At 69.8% G+C, this 17192-nt stretch carries 21 protein-coding genes; 4 read left to right on the top strand and 17 right to left on the bottom strand.

Going from position 1 to position 17192, the window contains the following annotated elements; translation table 11 throughout:
• Positions 1–15: 15 nt before the first annotated feature.
• The 16 genes from E3T49_RS01940 to E3T49_RS01865 all read right to left on the bottom strand — a co-directional run bounded on the left by E3T49_RS01940 (position 16) and on the right by E3T49_RS01865 (position 12901).
• Positions 16–501 (bottom strand): flagellar hook capping FlgD N-terminal domain-containing protein, encoded by a 486-nt coding sequence (locus E3T49_RS01940; RefSeq protein ID WP_420898521.1) that lies wholly within the window; start codon positions 499–501, stop codon positions 16–18.
• Between the two features lie 55 nt (positions 502–556).
• A complete protein-coding gene (locus E3T49_RS01935) occupies positions 557–1822 on the bottom strand; it encodes a flagellar hook-length control protein FliK (protein WP_134422973.1) in 1266 nt (421 codons plus the stop codon).
• Complete coding sequence (locus E3T49_RS01930; RefSeq protein ID WP_134422971.1) at positions 1819–2460, bottom strand: C40 family peptidase; 642 nt, start codon at positions 2458–2460, stop codon at positions 1819–1821. Before E3T49_RS01930 ends, E3T49_RS01935 begins: the two co-directional genes overlap by 4 nt.
• Positions 2457–2897: a hypothetical protein gene (locus E3T49_RS01925; RefSeq protein WP_134422969.1), complete on the bottom strand. Its 441-nt coding sequence runs from the start codon at positions 2895–2897 to the stop codon at positions 2457–2459. The genes E3T49_RS01930 and E3T49_RS01925 overlap by 4 nt, the downstream gene beginning before the upstream one ends.
• Positions 2897–4270: a FliI/YscN family ATPase gene (locus tag E3T49_RS01920; RefSeq protein WP_134422967.1), complete on the bottom strand. Its 1374-nt coding sequence runs from the start codon at positions 4268–4270 to the stop codon at positions 2897–2899. Before E3T49_RS01920 ends, E3T49_RS01925 begins: the two co-directional genes overlap by 1 nt.
• Entirely contained in the window at positions 4267–4896 is a 630-nt protein-coding gene (locus E3T49_RS01915) for a FliH/SctL family protein (protein ID WP_134422965.1), read from the bottom strand. The genes E3T49_RS01920 and E3T49_RS01915 overlap by 4 nt, the downstream gene beginning before the upstream one ends.
• Complete coding sequence (gene fliG, locus E3T49_RS01910; protein ID WP_134422963.1) at positions 4886–5905, bottom strand: flagellar motor switch protein FliG; 1020 nt, start codon at positions 5903–5905, stop codon at positions 4886–4888. The genes E3T49_RS01915 and fliG overlap by 11 nt, the downstream gene beginning before the upstream one ends.
• A complete protein-coding gene (fliF, locus tag E3T49_RS01905; protein WP_134422961.1) occupies positions 5902–7503 on the bottom strand; it encodes a flagellar basal-body MS-ring/collar protein FliF in 1602 nt (533 codons plus the stop codon). The genes fliG and fliF overlap by 4 nt, the downstream gene beginning before the upstream one ends.
• Complete coding sequence (gene fliE, locus E3T49_RS01900; protein ID WP_134422959.1) at positions 7503–7826, bottom strand: flagellar hook-basal body complex protein FliE; 324 nt, start codon at positions 7824–7826, stop codon at positions 7503–7505. The genes fliF and fliE overlap by 1 nt, the downstream gene beginning before the upstream one ends.
• On the bottom strand, positions 7826–8218 hold the full coding sequence (locus E3T49_RS01895) for a flagellar basal body rod protein FlgC (RefSeq protein ID WP_134422957.1): 393 nt from the start codon (positions 8216–8218) through the stop codon (positions 7826–7828). The genes fliE and E3T49_RS01895 overlap by 1 nt, the downstream gene beginning before the upstream one ends.
• Positions 8218–8559, bottom strand: coding sequence for a flagellar basal body rod protein FlgB (locus E3T49_RS01890; protein WP_134422955.1), 342 nt, complete (start codon positions 8557–8559; stop codon positions 8218–8220). Before E3T49_RS01890 ends, E3T49_RS01895 begins: the two co-directional genes overlap by 1 nt.
• 270 nt (positions 8560–8829) lie before the next feature.
• Positions 8830–9177 carry a hypothetical protein gene (locus E3T49_RS01885; protein ID WP_134422953.1) on the bottom strand — a complete coding sequence of 116 codons (348 nt, stop codon included), beginning with the start codon at positions 9175–9177 and terminating at the stop codon, positions 8830–8832.
• Positions 9170–9607 (bottom strand): flagellar export chaperone FliS, encoded by a 438-nt coding sequence (gene fliS, locus E3T49_RS01880; RefSeq protein ID WP_338145413.1) that lies wholly within the window; start codon positions 9605–9607, stop codon positions 9170–9172. Before fliS ends, E3T49_RS01885 begins: the two co-directional genes overlap by 8 nt.
• 2 nt (positions 9608–9609) lie before the next feature.
• Positions 9610–10929: a flagellar filament capping protein FliD gene (gene fliD, locus E3T49_RS01875; protein ID WP_134422951.1), complete on the bottom strand. Its 1320-nt coding sequence runs from the start codon at positions 10927–10929 to the stop codon at positions 9610–9612.
• Positions 10930–11113: 184 nt separating this feature from the next.
• Positions 11114–11956, bottom strand: a complete 843-nt coding sequence (locus E3T49_RS01870; RefSeq protein ID WP_277613074.1) for a flagellin N-terminal helical domain-containing protein — start codon at positions 11954–11956, stop codon at positions 11114–11116.
• A gap of 84 nt (positions 11957–12040) precedes the next feature.
• Positions 12041–12901: a sigma-70 family RNA polymerase sigma factor gene (locus E3T49_RS01865; RefSeq protein ID WP_134422949.1), complete on the bottom strand. Its 861-nt coding sequence runs from the start codon at positions 12899–12901 to the stop codon at positions 12041–12043.
• 445 nt (positions 12902–13346) lie between these two features.
• On the opposite strand from E3T49_RS01865, the gene E3T49_RS01860 reads away from it, so the two are divergent.
• Genes E3T49_RS01860 through E3T49_RS01845 form a run of 4 tightly spaced genes read left to right on the top strand, consistent with a single transcriptional unit; the run spans position 13347 to position 16603 of the window.
• On the top strand, positions 13347–13832 hold the full coding sequence (locus E3T49_RS01860; protein ID WP_134422947.1) for a flagellar protein FlgN: 486 nt from the start codon (positions 13347–13349) through the stop codon (positions 13830–13832).
• Between the two features lie 7 nt (positions 13833–13839).
• Entirely contained in the window at positions 13840–15306 is a 1467-nt protein-coding gene (gene flgK, locus E3T49_RS01855; RefSeq protein ID WP_134422945.1) for a flagellar hook-associated protein FlgK, read from the top strand.
• A 2-nt stretch (positions 15307–15308) separates the two neighbouring features.
• A complete protein-coding gene (gene flgL / locus E3T49_RS01850) occupies positions 15309–16196 on the top strand; it encodes a flagellar hook-associated protein FlgL (RefSeq protein WP_134422943.1) in 888 nt (295 codons plus the stop codon).
• Positions 16193–16603, top strand: a complete 411-nt coding sequence (locus E3T49_RS01845; protein ID WP_134422941.1) for a flagellar assembly protein FliW — start codon at positions 16193–16195, stop codon at positions 16601–16603. Before flgL ends, E3T49_RS01845 begins: the two co-directional genes overlap by 4 nt.
• A 97-nt stretch (positions 16604–16700) precedes the next feature.
• Here the strand turns inward: E3T49_RS01845 and E3T49_RS01840 are convergent, their stop codons facing one another.
• The gene (locus E3T49_RS01840) at positions 16701–17072 is read right to left on the bottom strand and encodes a VOC family protein (protein ID WP_134422939.1); all 372 of its coding nucleotides are present in this window, start codon (positions 17070–17072) and stop codon (positions 16701–16703) included.
• Positions 17073–17192: the final 120 nt, after the last annotated feature.

Raw genomic sequence — 17192 nt, 5'->3', positions numbered from 1 at the left:
GCGGAGAAGCAGGATTTACGCGGAGAGGCCGGGAGCGGTGCCGGAGGTGACGCCGGGCGTGACGCCGGGCGTGACGCCGGGCGTGGTGCCGGAGGTGACGCCGGTCACCAGGTCGAGCGCGATGGTCGTGCCGCCCACGGTGACCTGGGGCACGGCCCCGGCATAGGAGACACTCGATGCGGTGCCGGTGCCGGTCGTGCCGTCGGCCCGGGTGTAGGTGACGTCCTGGCCGACCAGTGCGGCCGCGGCGACGCGCATCTGCAGGGAGAAGTTCTCGTCGGCGGTGGTCGACAGCGCCGCCATCTTCTCCATCATGGCCAGCTGCGTGGTCTGCGAGATCATCTGGTTGGTGTCCATGGGAGAGCTGGGGTCCTGGTTGCGCAGCTGGGTCACCAGCAGCGACATGAAGGCCTCGGAGTCCAGGGACTGTTTCGGGGTGCGCACGGGAGTGGTCGAGTACATCCCGGCCGGGGCGGCTGCTGCCACTGCGTCGATGGTCACAAGGTTCTCTCTTCTGGTGGTGGCGGGTCGGGGGCTGCGGGTCAGGGTGTGCGGGTCAGGCGAAGACGTCGATGGTGTGCGAGCCGGCGGTCCGCAGCACGGCGGTCCGGGTACCGGCAGCGGATGCGTCGGGTCGGGTTTCCCCGGCTTCCCGATCACGCCCGGCACCGGTGCGGTCGTGCCACTGCGCGGCGGAGTCGGACGCCTGGTCGTCGGCCGACAGGGTGAGCTGGGCGTTCAGCCCGCCGCCGGTCAGATCCCGGCGCAGGTCCGGCAGGATGGCACGGAGCGCGTCCCGGGCCAGGTCGGTGGGGGCGAACAGCTCGACCCGGATGCCGTCACCGCTCACATGGGCGCGCACGGTGACCGGTCCCAGGTTGTCGGGGCTGACGCTGATGGTCATCACATGGTCGCCGTTGGCCGCACCCACCAGGGTGAACAGGGGGCGGGAGACCTGGCCGGTGAGGGGAACGTGCGGGGTGGGAACGACCGCCGCCGGTGCCGGAATGCCGGCGACGGGCGCCGCAGCCGGTGCCGGAGTGCCGACCGGGACGAGCAGGGCGACGGGGGCCGTCACGTCGGTGGCGGAGTCCGCGGGCCGGAGGGTGACCGGGTCGCCGGGCCCGGGCCGCGCGGCTCCGGCGGAGACGGCCGAGGCCGGCAGTGCGGCGGGCGACGACGTGGACACGACCGGCGCGGTCCCGAGCTGCTCGGCGGAGCCGGGCAGGGCGGCAGGCACGGTCGCCGGTCCCCCGGCGGCGGGCGTCGCGGGAGTTCCCTGGACTGTACTCGGGACGGCACCCGGGACGGCACCGGGGACGGCACTCGAAATGCCGGCGGCGGGAGCCGCGCCCTCGAGGGCAGAAGCGGCGGCGGACACAGGAACCGTCCCGGCGTCGGCCGCGGCAGGATCCGCCACGACCGTGCCGGTGCCGGTGCCGGTGCCGGACAACATCGCCGACAGAGCCGTTCCGGCGGGCGCGAGCAGGGCGGTCAGCGGGTGCGCCGCAAGGTTCTGCACCGACTGCGGCTCCGTGCCCGGCTCGGTGCCCGGTTCTGGCTCCCCCGCGACAGAACCTGCGTCGAGAACGCGGTCCGTCCCCGCATCCGTCGTCGGCTCGGCCGGCCCGGCGGGCTTCTCGGCAGGCACAGCCGGCCTCTCGGCCGGTGCGGCGTCGAGCGTGCCCTGCAGCACAGCGGCGAACGACCCCGCTCCGGACACGCCGGACGTGTCGGAGCGGCCGGTGCGGGGAGCCGGCGCGACGGCGTGGGCCGGGCCCGCCGGCATCGTGGCGGCCATCCGGCCGAGCAGGGCGTTCACCGGGCTGCTCCGTTCATGAAGGAGGCCAGTGCGGCGCTGAGCTGGCTGCCGGCGGCCGTGCTTGCGGGGGCTGCCGGAGCATCCGGGATCACGCGGCGGATGGTGGTGATCTCGGAGTCGTCCATGTAGGCCTCGACCAGGGAGACCGTGCGTCCCTCGTAGGGGGCGTGGATGACCTTGTTGTCGCCGGCGTAGATCAGGATGTGGTCGCCACCAGCAGTGACGATGAGGTCGCCGGGCCTGGCCTCGGCGAGGGAGCCGACCTCGGTGCCGATCTTCATCTGTCCGGAGACGAGACGCGGCACGTCTATGCCGAGTTCGGCATACACGGTCTGCACGAGCCCGGAGCAATCCATGCCGCTGGCGTCTTCGCCGCCGAAGACGTAGGGCACACCGAGGTACTTCTTCGCGCCGTCGACAACGTCGGTGCCGGTGGCACCGCCGGTCGACGGGGCCGCCGGCGTGACGGCGGCGGCACCCGAGGCAGCGCTCGACGCGGTGGCGAGAGCGTCGGCGAAGGTGTTCGCCGACGCCGCTGTCGTCGTCGCAGCCGTCTTCTGGGAGCTCGCCCCGGCCGAGAGCTGCACCAGCGTCGCCTGGATCTCGCTGACCCGGCTCATCGCCGCGATCATCGTCATCGCGGGCCACCGTCCACTGAACGGTTACGGTGCCAGCCCGCCCCGGCGATCTCGTCGAGCACGGTCTGTTCCCGGTGCAGATCCTCGGCGACGACCAGGGCTCCGTGCCGCCCCTCGAGCTTTTCGAGCCGCACCGAGTCGGCTCGTGTCGCATCAAAGGCGACCTGTGCCTCGCCCACGGCAACCTGGTAGTTGCGGCCGAGAGCCTCCATGTCGGCGAGCATGCTGCGGGCCGAGGCGCGGGCCGCGGCGATGGTGGAGAGCATGTCGGCTCCGTTCGCTGTGCTGGGCATCCGCTGGAGGCCTGCCCGGGCATCCGCGCGTCGGGCCGCGTTCGCCTGGGCGACGGCGTTGGCCGCTGCCAGGTCTCCGGCCGCCTGGTCCTGTTGCAGATGCCGCAGGCGCAACAGGCCGGCGAGAGCGAAAGTGCGTGCCATCAGAGGGCCCCCAGCGTTCGAGTGAGTGTGGTCAGGTGGTCCCAGGCGTGCCGGGATGAGGTCTGGTCGTCCATGCGCTGCTGGAGGAATGCGTTGATGGCGCCCTCATGGTCGACTGCCGCGTCGACCAGCGGGTTGGTGCCCCGGCGGTAGGCCCCCACGTCGAGCAGGTCCTGCGCGTTGCGGCGGGCGGCGAGCACCCGGCGCAGCAGTCCGGCGACCTGGTTCTGCGCGGGGCTGTTGACCCGGTACGCCACCCGGGAAATCGAGGAGAGCGCGTCGACGGATGGGAAATGGCCGAGGACGGCCAGTTTGCGGTCGAGGACGACGTGTCCGTCCAGAATCGAACGGGCGGCATCCGCGATGGGCTCGTTGTGGTCGTCGCCGTCGACGAGCACCGTGTAGATGCCCGTGATCGACCCGGTTTCGTCGGTGCCGGCCCGCTCGAGCAGTCGGGCGAGCAGGGAGAAGGTCGACGGCGGATAGCCTCGGGTGGCCGGGGGCTCGCCCACCGACAGCCCGATCTCCCGCTGCGCCATCGCCACCCGGGTGAGCGAATCCATCATCAGCATGACGTCGGCGCCGTCGTCGCGGAAGGACTCCGCGATCCGGGTGGCCAGGAAGGCGGCCCGCAGGCGCATCATCGCCGGTTCGTCGGAGGTGGACACGACCACGATCGAGCGGGCGAGCCCGGCAGGGCCGAGGTCGTCCTCCAGGAATTCACGCACTTCACGGCCGCGCTCCCCCACCAGGGCGATCACCGACACCTCCGCTTCGGTGCCGCGGGCGATCATCGACAGCAGCGAGGACTTGCCCACGCCGGAACCGGCGAACAGGCCCATCCGCTGCCCCTTGCCGACGGTGGTGAGGGTGTCGAGCACACGCACGCCGAGCTGCAGCGGTTCCAGGATCCGGGCGCGGGCCATGGCCGACGGGCTGTCGTGATCGATGCCGACGAACCGTTCGACGATCAGTGGCCCCTTACCGTCGATGGGACGACCCAGACCGTCGATGACGCGTCCGAACAGGCCCGCACCGGTGGGGACGAGGTGCGGGGCTCCGCCGGAGCGCACGGGGGCTCCGACCCGGATGCCGGTCATCCGGCCGAGGGGCATGCACCGGATGCCGTCGCGCGTCGTGGCGACGACCTCGGCGTCGACCTCCCCGCCGTCGCCGACCGTGACGAGATCGCCGATCGCGGAGTTCAGCCCGCGCACCTCGAGGCCGAGTCCGACGATCGAGGACACCACGCCGACCCGTTCGGGCCGGGACGCGGCCACCGCGGAACGGATTTTCCCGGCCTGCGGGCGCCAGCCCGGAGCGCGGGTAGCAGTGGCCGTGGCGGAGGCGGACGGGGTCTGCAGCAGAGTCATGAGGCTGCGCTCCCGAGCGCGGCCTTCGCGCGGGCCAGGGCCGTGCCGATCCGGGCGTCGAGGAACCCGTCCGGGAATTCGGCGATCGCGTCGCCGCGGGCGAGGCCCGCGTCGGCGATGAGGTCGACGCCGGCATCCGTTCGGGTGATCTGGTCGATCAGGGCAAGGTCGGCCGGGTGCATCCGAACCGCATGCGGGCGACCGCTGCCGGCGATGGCGTCAGTGCCGGGGATCAGGGCCCGGCTCAGGGCGGCGCGGGCGGAGGTCTCCGTGTCGCCGAGTTCGTGCCCGAGGATGGCTTCAGCCAGTTCCACGGCGGTGGCGACGAGGGTGTCCTCCACGTCCTGGAGCACAGGGAGGGTGCGCTGGTGCAGTGCGGCGGCGGCGGCACCGAGGAGGGCGACCGCCCGGTCCACCCGTGTCTGCTGGTGCAGCATCGCAGCGGCGTGCTCGGCATCGTGGAGGGCGATCCGGGCGTCGATTTCGGCGGCTGCCGCCCGCAGACCCGCGGTGTACCCGGCGGCGTGGCCGCGGGCCCGCGAGGACTCGTCCCCGGCGCCTCGCTCGTTGCGCAGGCTGGGGAAGCTCACGGCGGAGAACGGCATCGACTGCGCACTAGACGACATAGTCGTCCTCCTCGGCACGCTGCACGGTGATGCTGCCCTGAGCCTCGAGGTCGCGGATGGCGCGCACGATCGTGGCGCGCGCCTCCTCGACCTGCGACACCCGCACGGGCGCCAGGGCCTTGACCTCGTCGTCGAGGATCTCGCGGTTGCGTTCGGAGAGATTGGTGCGGATGGTGGTGACCACGCCGTCGGTCGAGCCTTTGAGGGCGATGGCCAGGACCGCCGCGTCGATGCCGCGGAGGACCTGCTGCACATCACGGTTCTCGAGCTTGACGATGTCGGCGAAGGTCAGCATCCGTGACCGCACGTCCTCGGCCAGCGCGGGGTCGCGCGCGTCGAGGGCCTCCAGGAGGGCACGTTCGGTGGCCACATCGGCCCGGTTGATGATCTCGACCAGCGGCTGGATGCCGCCGACCGTTTCGACGGAGTCGCGGGTCGAGGAGACGGCGCCGACCCGGGCCTTGAGCGTCTCGGTGACCACGCGAACGGCTTCCGGGGTGGTGGTGCCCATGCCGGCGATGCGCTGGGCTACCTCGGCGCGGAGATCGGTGTCCAGTCCGCCGAGCACGGCTGAGGCGTGCCCGGGGCGCAGGTGCGCCAGCACCAGGGCGATGGTCTGCGGCAGCTCGCCGTCGAGCAGGGTGAGGATCTGCAGCGGCTCGGTGGCGTCCAGGAACTCGAAGGCCTTGCCGGCCATCGAGGAGGCCACCTTGACCATGACCCCGGCGGCTTTCTCCGCTCCGAAGGATGCCTCCAGCAGGCCGATCGCGTAGGCGTGCCCGCCGCGGCCGGCCCGGTTGCCCTTGACCGTGAGTTCGTGGAACTCGAGCACGGTGGTCTCGGTCACGTCGGGGTCGACCCGGCGCAACTGCACCATTTCCGCGGCGATGTCGGCCGCCTCGGCTTCGGTGAACTGCTTCATCACCTCGGTGGCACGCTGATGTTCCATGCTCATCAGAACGACCGCCACCTTCTGCGTGCCGGTCAGGGCCGGCTGGGCGTCGATCATGCGGGCTGCCGGTCATCCATCAGGCCGCGCAGGAGCTCCGCTGTTTTCGCAGGGTCGCGCTGGGCGAGGGAATCGATCTCGACGCGCATCCGGTCGGCCGCGGGCGGCTGGTAGGCCACCGTCGGCGTGGGATCGATCATGATCGGTGCGATCGGCGCGGTCAGTGGGAAAGGCATCCCGGGCGCGTTCAACGCGGGACGCACCTCCATCAGCTCGTCGAGCTCGATCGCTTCGCGGCTCTGGCGGCGCGAACGGCGCGCATACAGGATGAGGCCCAGCACGAGGGTGATGACGATTCCCGCGGTGATGATGGCGATGCGCACGATCTCGGCGAACCGATCGGCGGCGGCCTCCGCCTCCGCCGCAGCGAGGGCGGCAGCGGCATCCGCTGCCGCGCCACCGTTGAAACCGACGACCTCGACCGTGACGGCGTCGCCGCGCTGGGCGTCGATGCCGGCTGCGGAGGCCACGAGCGAGGTGATGTCGGCGACGTTGAGATTGCCGACGACGTCGGCGTTCACGGCCACGGACACCGTCTGCCGGTTGATCTCCCCGGCCGGGATGGTGCGGGTTTCGGTGACCTTGTTGACGGCGTTGTTCTTGGTGGTGTCCTCCGACGTGAAGGTGCCGTCTCCTTCGGCGGCGGCCGGAACGGCGATGTTGTCCGGGCCGAGAACCCCGGCGGCACCGCCGGCGCCGCCGGCTCCCGAGTACGACTCGGTCTTGACGGCCTCGTTGAGGGCGGGGGCGTCCTCGGGGGTGGTGAAGGATTCCTCGACCCGCTGGGCCGACTGGTAGCTCATGTCGGCGGCCACCACGACGGTGGCGTTTCCGGGCCCGACGACCTTGTCCAGCATGGCCTGCACGGCTCCGCGCACGCGGTCCTCATAGGCGCCGGCCTGCTGGTCGGCAGAACCGGTGGCACCCACTCCGACCGCCGACAACACGACGCCGGCGGAGTCGATGACGGCCACATCGGTGGGGGCCATACCCTCGATCGAAGCGGAGGTCAGGTGCACGATGGCCTGCACCTGTTCGGTGTTGAGGGTGCTGCCGGTGGCCGTTTCCACGAAGACGGATGCCGTGGGGTCGCTCTGCTCCGACGCGAACACGGTCTCCTCGGGGATCGCCAGGCGTACCGAGGCGTTCTTGACGCCCTTCATGGCCTTGACGGTGTTCGCGATCTCGCCCTCGAGCGCCCGCTTGTAGGTGACCGACTGCTGGAACTCGCTGGAGGTGACGCCCATGCTGTCGAGCAGCCCGTAGCCGCTCGTGCTGGAGGACGGCAGGCCGGCCGCGGCGGCCTTGAGGCGCTCGTCGTAGACGTGCTCCTGCGGAACCAGGATGGTGCCGCCGCCGTCGCTGAGCTCGTAGGCGACGCCGTCGGTGCGGAGTTGCTCGACGATGGTGCTCGCGTCGGAGCCGCTGAGGCCGGAGAACAGGGGCGTGAAGGCCGGTTTGGTGGCCCACATGCTGAGGGCGGCGATGCCCAGGGCGAGCACGGCGACCCCGATGATGGCGACTGTGCGCTGCGCGACGGAGAACGAGCTGATGCCGCGGCCGAGGCGTTCGAACGCCGACGTGATCGGACGGGGCATCAGGCCTGCATCCTCATGATCTCGTTGAACGCGTCGACACCCTTATTACGCACGGCGGCGACGAGTTCGAGGGTGACCTGCGCGCGGGTGGACGCCAGGGTGGCGGAGTGGATGTCGGTCAGGTTGCCGGTGACGGCCTGCACCGCGAGGGTGTTGGACGTGGCCTGCAGCTGCTGCAGGTTGTCGACCGCACCGACGAGCGCGCTGCCGAAGCCCGAGCCGTCGGTGCCCTGCACGCCCGGTGCACCCTGCACGCCCTGCACGCCGGAGAGGTAGCCTGTTCCGCTCACGGCCTGGAGCGGGTTGATCGATCCGATCGTCATCAGGAGCGTCCAATCTGGAGTGCGGCTTCATAGGATGTCTTGGCCCGGTCGACGACGGCGGCGTTGGCCTGGTAGCCGCGCTGCGCCATGATCAGCGCACTCATCTGCTCGGCCAGGTCGATGTCCGGACGGCGCACATAGCCGGCTTCGTCGGCGAGAGGGTTGCTCGGGTCGAAGGTCAGGATCCCCTCGGCGTCGCCGAGAGCGGCGCCGGCGACGTAGGCGCCCGTGGTGCCCTGGCCGGCCTGGGCCACGATGTAGCGCGCCTGGAAGGCATCCCCGTCGGTGGCGGTGACCGTGTTGACGTTGGCGATGTTGTCCGCGACGGCGTCGAGCCACTTGCGGTGCAGGGTGAGGCCGGAGCCGGCGATCCCGATCGCGTCGAAGGTCATCAGCTGGTCCGCATCGCGGAGCGCAGTGAGGTGAACGGACCGTTGGCGGCCTGCGTCGCGAACTGGTACCGCAGCACGGTGTCGATGTTGGAGAGGGTCTCGGTGTCGAGATTCACGTTATTGCCGTCGAGGCGGGTGGGCTCGAGCGAGCTCGCCGTGGTGGCGACGGTGCTGCCGCTGCCGGCTTCGACCGATTTGGCCAGGGCCTCCTCGAACGCCACGCGCTTGGCCTGGTAGTTGGGGGTGTTGACGTTCGCGATGTTGTTCGCGATGGTGCGCTGGCGCAGCGCCAGGCCGTCCAGGGCACTGACAATGGCGGTGGCGGTCACGGATTGGAACACGGATACCCGATTCGTCGGCAAAACGAGGGCGGCCGATCCGTGGCCTGTGGTCGAGCAATCCCTGCTCGTTCCTAGCTATCGGCCGGTGGCCGCGCTGCGTTAGAAGTTTCTCGCGAAACTTTCTCCCGCACGCCCTGCCGCACGCCGCCGGCCCGAACCCCGCAACTGTCGCCGAATCGGACAAGTGTCGCCCGCGCACGGGCAACACTTGTCCGATCGGGGAACAGTTGGAACGTGGTTACGGTCGCGGGCGAGGGTAACGGGCGAGGGTCAGCCGGCCACGTCGAGGTAGACGGCCTGGTCGGTGTGCTGCGCCGAGATGATGGTGTGCACGGCGGCGAGGTGCAGACCGGCGGAGCGCCGGGCATCCTCGATCGTGGCGATCAGGGCGATCTGGCCGGCGATCAGGCTCCGGGCGCGCTTCTCCAGGTCGGCAGGCAACTGGCCCAGGTGATCGGGGGCGCGCCACTGCACGCCGGTGGAGAACCGCTCCCCCGGTGCGGCCAGCACGGCGTCGCGGGCACCGGAGCCGAGGCTGGACTCGAGCTGGTCGAGAACCTCCAGCCACGCCCGGCGTGCGTTCGTCCCTTCGCCGATCTGCACCACCTGCCTAGGCAAGTCCGTACTCCCCGCCGGCACGCTGCATGGGCTGGGCCGGCAGCAGGCCGGCGGCTTCGTGCCAGGTCTGCCGCAGCGGCTCGAGCAGGGCGATCGCCTCGCGGGTGCGGGCGACATCCCGATGGATGTTGGCGCTCATCAACGCGTTCGAGGCGTAGGTGTACAGGGCGAACAGACCTTCGCCGCCCTCCCAGGCGTCCACGTTGAGCGAGGTCGACAGTTCGGCAACGATCGCCTGGGCGTGCAGCAGGTTCTCGGAGGCGACCGCCCAGTCCTCGATGTTCTGCGCGATCTCGGCGCGGCCGAGGTCGAGCAGCAGCCGGTCGTACAGCATCGTCAGCAGGCGCACCGGCGTGGCCGAGAGCACTGCTTCGCGGTTCAACTGTGCGCGTCGGGCCTGGGCCCCACCCATCATGCTCATCACTGCCATCATCATCCTGTGCTCGAGGTCGGGAGCCCGGCAACCTGGGCGCTCAGCCACGAGGACTGGGCTTTCAGGGCGGCGAGCTGGGTTTCCAGTGCGGTGTAGGTGCTTTGCAGGGTTGCCCGGCGCGTGGCCAGGCTGCGGTCCCAGTCGGCGATGCGGTCGCCGAGGTTGCGCACGGTGGACTGCTGCCCGGTGATCTTCTGGGTGAGCTGCCCGTCGTATTTGTCGGAGGCCGTGGTCGCGGCGGCGGCGACCCGGCTGGCGATCTCCGTCACGGCGGCCTTCACCGTGGATGGGTCCTTGGCCAGGGCGGCCGCGAACTTGGCCGCGTCGAACTCCATGGTGCCCGAGCGGGTGATACTGATGCCGTATTCCGACGGAGAACGCCCGTTCACGGGCATCGAGGCCGCCGACAGGATGCGCTGCCTGGTGTCGCGGATGGTGCTGTCGCCGGAGAAGATCCCCGCGGTCGTGCTGGTGACCCCGGAGGAGTTGGTGGTGGTGCTCACCGCCGAGCGATTCGTGATCACCGCGAAGATGCCGTTGAGCGAGGTGACAATCTCTGAGGCCGTCGTGCTGATCCGGGCGTCGTCCCGGGCCACGGTCACGCTCACCGGATCGACCGACACTGCGGAGACCGTGAGCGTCATGCCGGGCAGGATGCCGGCGAACGTGTTGGTCGCGGAGGTGATTTTCTGCTCGGCGGGGGTGCCGGCCCAGAGCGTGACCTCGGCATCCTGCGCGGCCTTGGTCTGGGTCATCGGCACGGTGGTGCCGGAGATGGTGACGCCCGCGGCGGCGCCGGGCGCGGTGGCCGTGAACTGCAGGCGGAAGCCGTCGACGCCCACGGCGACCTTGGTGGCGGTGACGCCGGCGCCGGCCGCGTTGACGGCGGAGACCATGTCGTCGAGCGAGGTAGAAGCACCCGTGACCGTGGTGACGGTGCCGTCGGCCTTGGTGAAGGTGAGGTTGGTGTCGGGCCAGACCGTGACCGGTCCGGAGACCGTGACCTGGGTCTGGGCGAGCTTGCTCACGACCAGGTCGAGCTGGCCGGCGGCGGCGCCGGCCGAGGTGGCCACCGTGACGCCGGTGGAGCTGCTGGTGGCGGAGTAGACGTCGAGGGCGGCCGGTTTGGCCGCCTTCGTGGCGAGGTCGGCGAGGGCGGCAACCTGGGTGTTCAGACCCTGGAGCGCCGAGATCATGGTCTGAGCCGACGAGACCTTGGCCTTGAGCTGGGTCTGCGGAACCGCCTCGACCTGCATCAGCGAGTTGATCAGGCTGGTGGTGTCGAGGCCGCTGACGAGGCCGTCGATCGCTGTGACCATGTCGTCACCTCCTTCTCGTGCCGGGTCGTGCTGGATGCTGCTGGGTCAGGCGTGGGTCAGGCTGGGTGTGGCCGGTGAAACGTGAATGGCTGGTGGCGCCCGAGGGATGAGGTCCAGTTCATCTCTTGAGTCACCACCAGCCATAGTTCACCGTGCGGTTTCCCGAAAGGTTCAGCTCACCGGTTTAGCGGAGGAGCTGCAGCACGCCCTGGTTGGACTGGTTGGCCTGCGCGAGCATGGCGGTACCGGCCTGCGAGAGGATGCTGGAACGGGTGTACTTGACCATTTCCTCGGCCATGTCGGTGTCGCGGATACGCGAGCCGGCTGCCGACAGGTTCTCCTTGGAGACGGCCAGGTTCTTGATGACGGACTCGAAGCGGTTCTGGTCCGCACCGAGCGAGGCGCGCGAGGTGGAAACAGCGGAGATGTGGCCATCAACCGCGTTGATCGTCGCGAGAGCAAGGGCCGAAGTCGAGAACCCGGTTGCCGCCATACCTGACACCAACGTGCCAATCGCAGCGACGTCAGTCAGTTCGACGTCGATCTGGTCAGCTGCTGCGACTCCGCCGGCACCGATCTGGAAGGTCATTGGCGTGGTCCCGGCCGCGGCGTCAAGCAATTTGGTGCCGTTGAAGTTGGTCGACTCGCTGATCCGCGTAAGTTCTTTACCGAGTGCGGTGACCTCGGTAGCGATCGCCTCACGAGACTTGACGCTGTTCGAGTCGTTACCGGCCTGAACGGCGAGGTCACGGACGCGCTGCAGGATCGAGGTGACCTCGTTCAAGGAGCCTTCTGCGGTCTGGATGACCGAGACGGCGTCCTGGGCGTTGCGGCTGGCGACCGTGAGGCCACCGACCTGCGACTTGAGGCCCTCGGAGATGGCCAGGCCGGCCGCGTCATCCGCTGCGCGGTTGATGCGGAGGCCGCTGGACAGCTTCTCCAGGGACTTGGACATGTCGTTCTGCGTGGCGGCCAGGTTGCGGTACGTGTTGTTGGCCGCGAGGTTGGTGTTGATCTGCATACCCATGATGAAATCCTCCGTGATTGGGTGGTGAGCGTCTGGCCATCCATGGCCTGACGTTGAGAGCTATCGGCCTCTGACGAGACCGCGTTAGCCGTTGACCGAAAAAACTTTGCGGGTTTCCGAACCGGCGGAATCGACGCCCTCGGAATCGGCGTACGCCGCCCCGCTCGCGGTGGCCAGGCCGAGCATGGCCTGGTCGGCGAGCCGGGCCAGGTAGGCGCTGCGGCGGGCCGGCGCGATGCGGGACTCGGGCACGTACTCCACCTCGGCGTCGTCGGCATAGTGCGTGCCGAGGCCGTCGCGGAGCAGACGGATGGCCTCCGCCCGCTGCTGGGACACCGCCGAGTGGGTGATCCCGAGCTCCGCAGCGATCTCCTTGACCGTGCGGTCGTCGAAGTACACCTGCTGCACGATCACGCGCATCTTCTCCGGCAGCGCCGCGATGGCGGCGTGCAGGTAGGCCAGTCGCTCGGCGGAGAGCAGGGAGTCGCCGGGAAGTTCGGCGTCGGAGACCAGGAACTCGGCGGTGGCGTCGTCGAGGGTCGACACGGTGCGCTCGGAGTCGGTGAGACCAGCGATGGCGGTCTCCCGGTCCACGCCGAGGGCGGCGGCGACCTCGTCGACGGATGCCGCCCGGCCGAGGGCGCCGGCCAGCGTCTGCTGCACGGCGCGGGTCTCCTTGATGCGGCGGCGGGCCATCCGGGTGGCCCAGTCGTTGGAGCGCATCTCGTCGGCGAAAGCGCCGATGATGCGGCGGCGTGCGAACGCGCCGAAGGGCACGCCGAGGTCGGCGTTGAAGGCATCCGCGGAGGTGACCAGGGCGAGAGCTCCGGCCGAGGCCAGGTCGTCGCGGGAGAGGTGGCGGGCCTTGGCCCAGGTCTCGGAGACGAGGTAGCCCACGAGCGGGAGATTCTCGATCACCAGCTGATTGCGTTCTGCCCGATTCACTGCGAACTCCCTGGGTGCTTGATACCTACGTTGTGCCGACAGTGAGGCGGGGGCCTCGACTCGCGGAATTGCCGGGTAAGCACGGGAACGCATGAACAGAAAACAGGGAGGTGTTGCGGGGTTTCGGGGCCCCAGGCAAAAAACTTACTTATCTGCCTGAGTTAAAAATAGAGGCCCCTCCGGGAGCGGTCAGCGCCGGATCGCCCCCACAACGGGGCAAATGAACCCCCAGAACGGGGCAAACCCGCGATTTTCGTCGAACGACCGCGAATCTGCACCGATTCTGTCCCCCTTTCAGTGGACACGCACAGGCCCGGCTGACAGGCTGAATCGATACGGCCCCTTACCGGGCGCGCTCACCGGTCGATAGTCATGCTGTGAACCGGTGGCGTGCGCGTTCCGCGCGAGAGGCCGCCGCACCAGACGAAGGGCAGGTGGAGGACACATGGGCGCCAATGAACTATCAGCGTTGCTGTGGCGTGAGCGAGAGCTTCTCGAACTGCTCGTCTTCAAACTCGACGAGGAACAGCTGCTCCTGACCAACGGCAAGACCCGCTGGCTGCAGCAGGGCACCCGCGAGGTGGAGCAGGTGCTCGGCCATGTGCGCGAGGCCGGCCTGGCCCGTTCGGTCGAGGTGGCCGCCGTCGCCCTCGGCTGGGGCACCACTGAAGACGCCACGCTGCGCGAACTCGTGGCCCACGCCCCCGCCGGCCCCTGGACCGAGATCATGGCGGCCCACCTCAAGGCCATGGGCGAACTCACCAGCCAGATCAAGGAGCTGCGCGACGCCAACGAGCAGCTGCTGCGTTCCGCCGCGCGTTCCAGCCAGGAGACCCTGGCCGACGTGCGCACGAACTCCCACACCTACGACGCCCACGGCACCGCCGACCTGCGCACGACCGGGTCCCGACTGTTCGACCAGACGGTGTAGCGCCCCCATGAGCACCTTCGGAGGACTCAACACCGCGTACACCGGCCTGGTTGCCGCCCGCCAGGGGCTCGAGGTCGTGGGCCAGAACATCGCCAACGCCAACACCGACGGTTACACGCGGCAGCGCGTGACGACATCCGCCGTGGATGCCGCGGTCCGGCTCGGCCTGATGAGCGCCGGCGTGCGCCCCGGCCAGGGTGTCTCCGTCGACGGGATCGCCCGCCTCGGCAGCGCCTCGCTGGACGCCCAGGTGCGCTCCAGCGCCGCCGTCGCCGGCTACTCCGCGGTGCGGGCCAACGCGCTGAGCGCGGTCGAGGTCTCGATGAACGAACCCGGCGAGAACGGGCTCTCCGCCCAACTGCAGGAGTTCTGGGCCGGCTGGCAGGGCGTGGCGAACTCCGCCGACGACTCCGCCCCGGCCGGGGTGCTGCTCGGCCAGGCCGGGCTCCTCACCGCGCAGATCCGCACGGGCTACCAGGCGGTCGCAGCCCAGTGGTCCGCCGAGCGCGGCAGCGTCGACACCATGGTGGCCGAGATCAACGGAGCCGCCGGGCAGGTGGCCGAGCTGAATGCGCGCATCCGCCAGACGGTCGCCGGCGGCGGCAACGCCAACGAGCTCATCGACCAGCGCAGCCTGCTCACCACGACCCTCGCGGCCCTCACCGGCGGCAGCGTCGTCGACCGTTCCGACGGAACCGTCGACGTGCTCGTGGGCGGCAACGCCCTGGTCGCCGGGGACTCCGCCCGGGCCCTGGTGGCCCGCGGTCCGCGCACCCTCGACGGCCCGAACGGGCTCACCGACCCAGCCGGCACCTCCGGCGCGGTGCGCGTGGAGTGGGCCGACCGCGCCGGTGCGATCGGCATCGACGGCGGCGAGCTCGCCGGGTCGCTCTCCCTGCTGGCCCGAGCGGATGCCGGCGGCACCGGCGGCGCCCTCGCCGAAGCCGCGACGGCCTACAACACCTTCGCCACGAACCTGGCGGCGAAGGTCAACACGATCTACTCCGCCGGCGACAACTCCTCCCTGCCGGGCGCCTTCTTCGGCACGGCAGCCACCGGTCCGGCCGCGCTCGGCCTGTCCGTCATCCCGACGGCCGCCGCCGAACTCACGACCGGGGTCAGCGCGAACGGAGCCCTCGACGGCTCCATCGCCGACCAGATCGCCCAGCTCGGCGCCGGCAAGGCCGTGGACGGCACCGGCAACCCGGTGCGGTCCCCCAGCACCGACTGGGCGAACTTCGTCACCTCGCTGGCCGTGAAGACCAAGAGCGAACTGCGTCAGGCATCCCTCGCCGATGTCACCGCGACCACCGCGGTGAACGCGCAGCTGGCGAACTCCTCGGTCGACCTCGACGAGGAGAACGTGAACCTGCTGATGTTCCAGCACGCCTACCAGGGTGCCGCCCGGGTGCTCACGGCCGTGGACGAGATGCTCGACACCCTGATCAACCGCACCGGACTGGTCGGAAGGTAACCATGTTGAACCGAGTCACCACCCACACGCAGATGCGCACCGCGCAGGCCAACCTGCAGACCAACCTGGCCCGGATGGCCGAGCTGCAGGAGCGGGCCACGTCGCTGAAGGCCATCAACCGGCCCTCCGACGACCCGGCGCGCACGGCCGACTCCCTCACGGTGCGGGCCGAGCAGCGGGCGCTGACGCAGTACATCAGCAATGCCGACAACGCCGACGGCTGGCTGACCACGGCCGACACGGCCCTGTCCGCAGTGACCGACCTGCTCAACCAGGTGCGCGACGTGACCGTGCAGGGTGCCAACACGGGCACCCTCTCCCCCGCCGCGACGGAGGCCCTCGCGATTCGCCTCGACAGCCTCAAGGACGGCCTGCTCGCCCAGGCGAACGCCCGTTTCCTCGGTCGCACCGTCTTCGCCGGCAACTCGGATGCCGGTGTCGCCTTCACCCCCGGCTTCACGTTCACCGGCACCCCGACCGCCAGCGTCGACCGCCGCATCGGCGCCGACACCACCGTGAGGGTCGACGCCGACGGTGCCGCCGTCTTCGGCCAGGGCGCCGCTTCGGTCTTCGCCCTGATCGACACCATCGCCGGGGACCTGCGCTCGGGAGCCCAGAACGTCGGCACCCACCTCGCCGCCATAGACTTGCGAATGAAAACCGTGCTCACGGCGCAGACCGATGTCGGTGTGCGCCAGGCCCAGATCCAGAAAGCCGGGGACACTCTCGTGCAGCACAAAGGAAACCTCGAGGCCCAGCGGGCCGGAATCGAGGATGTGGACCTCGGCCAGGCCATCCTGGACCTGAAAATTCAGGAGGTCAGCTACCAGGCGGCCCTCTCGGTCACCGCCCGGGTGCTTCAGCCGACACTGATGGACTTTCTCCGATGACGGCCGCCGTGTCCACCGGTCCGGTGTCCGTCGCCCTGAGCTTCGTCTCCCCGCCGCCCGGCCTCGACCCGCTGACCGAGTTCGCGCTCACCGAGATTTCCGGCGCGGACGGCCTGTTCACCCTCGAGTCCGCCGACAACCAGCGCACCCGGATGTTCGTGCTCGACGCCTCCGTCTACCTGCCCGACTACTCCCCCGTGATCGGCGACGACCATGCGGCGGCGCTCGACCTGGCCGGCCCGGAGGACGCCCTGCTGCTCGTGGTGACGAACCCTGGTGAAGACGGCACCACCGTGAACCTGATGGCCCCGATCGTGGTCAACTCCGGCACCGGCCGTTGCGCCCAGATCATCCTCGACGGCCAGGACTGGCCGCTGCGTGCCGAGCTGGGTGCCCGCTGGGCCTGAGCCGGCTGTCGGCGGTCGGCGGTCGGCTCGGCCGATCAGAGGTCCGGGCGATGCTCACGCACCGCCCGGAACCGGCCCTGGCCGGCCGCATCCGTTGTCAGATCGTCTGCGAAATGCAGATGAAGTTGCCTTCGGTGTCGCGGAACCAGGCCGATTTCATGTCCTCGGCCGTGACCACCCCGTTCTCGGTCTTCATTCCCGGGATGTCGAACTCTTCGAACACGACCCCGCGTTCGCGGAGCCCGCTCATCTCGGCATCGAGGTCATCCGTGATCCAGCCCATCTGGGTGTTCTGGGCCGTGCCGGCGTTGCTGGTCTCGTAGATCTCGAAGACCGAACCCGACCCGACGTGGTAGACGAGGGTACCCTCGTGGATTTCGTCCGGGTCGAGGCCGAGCGCGTCATGGTAGAACGACTGGGCTCGCTTGAGGTCCGCCGCCGGTAACACAGTGTGCAGTTCCTTGAGCATTGTGAAACGCCTCCTTGTAGGCGCTGGTGGAGTGCAGATCTGGAAGCCGCCACGGTCGAGGATCCCGCGCCCGACGGATGACGATCTGGACTGCTTCCGAGGCGGAGTGCCGACCGCAGG

Source organism: Cryobacterium cryoconiti (assembly GCF_004403065.1).
GTDB lineage: Bacteria > Actinomycetota > Actinomycetes > Actinomycetales > Microbacteriaceae > Cryobacterium > Cryobacterium cryoconiti.
Note: the sequence above shows the minus strand (reverse complement) of the source record. Positions and strands in the feature narration are given on the sequence as shown.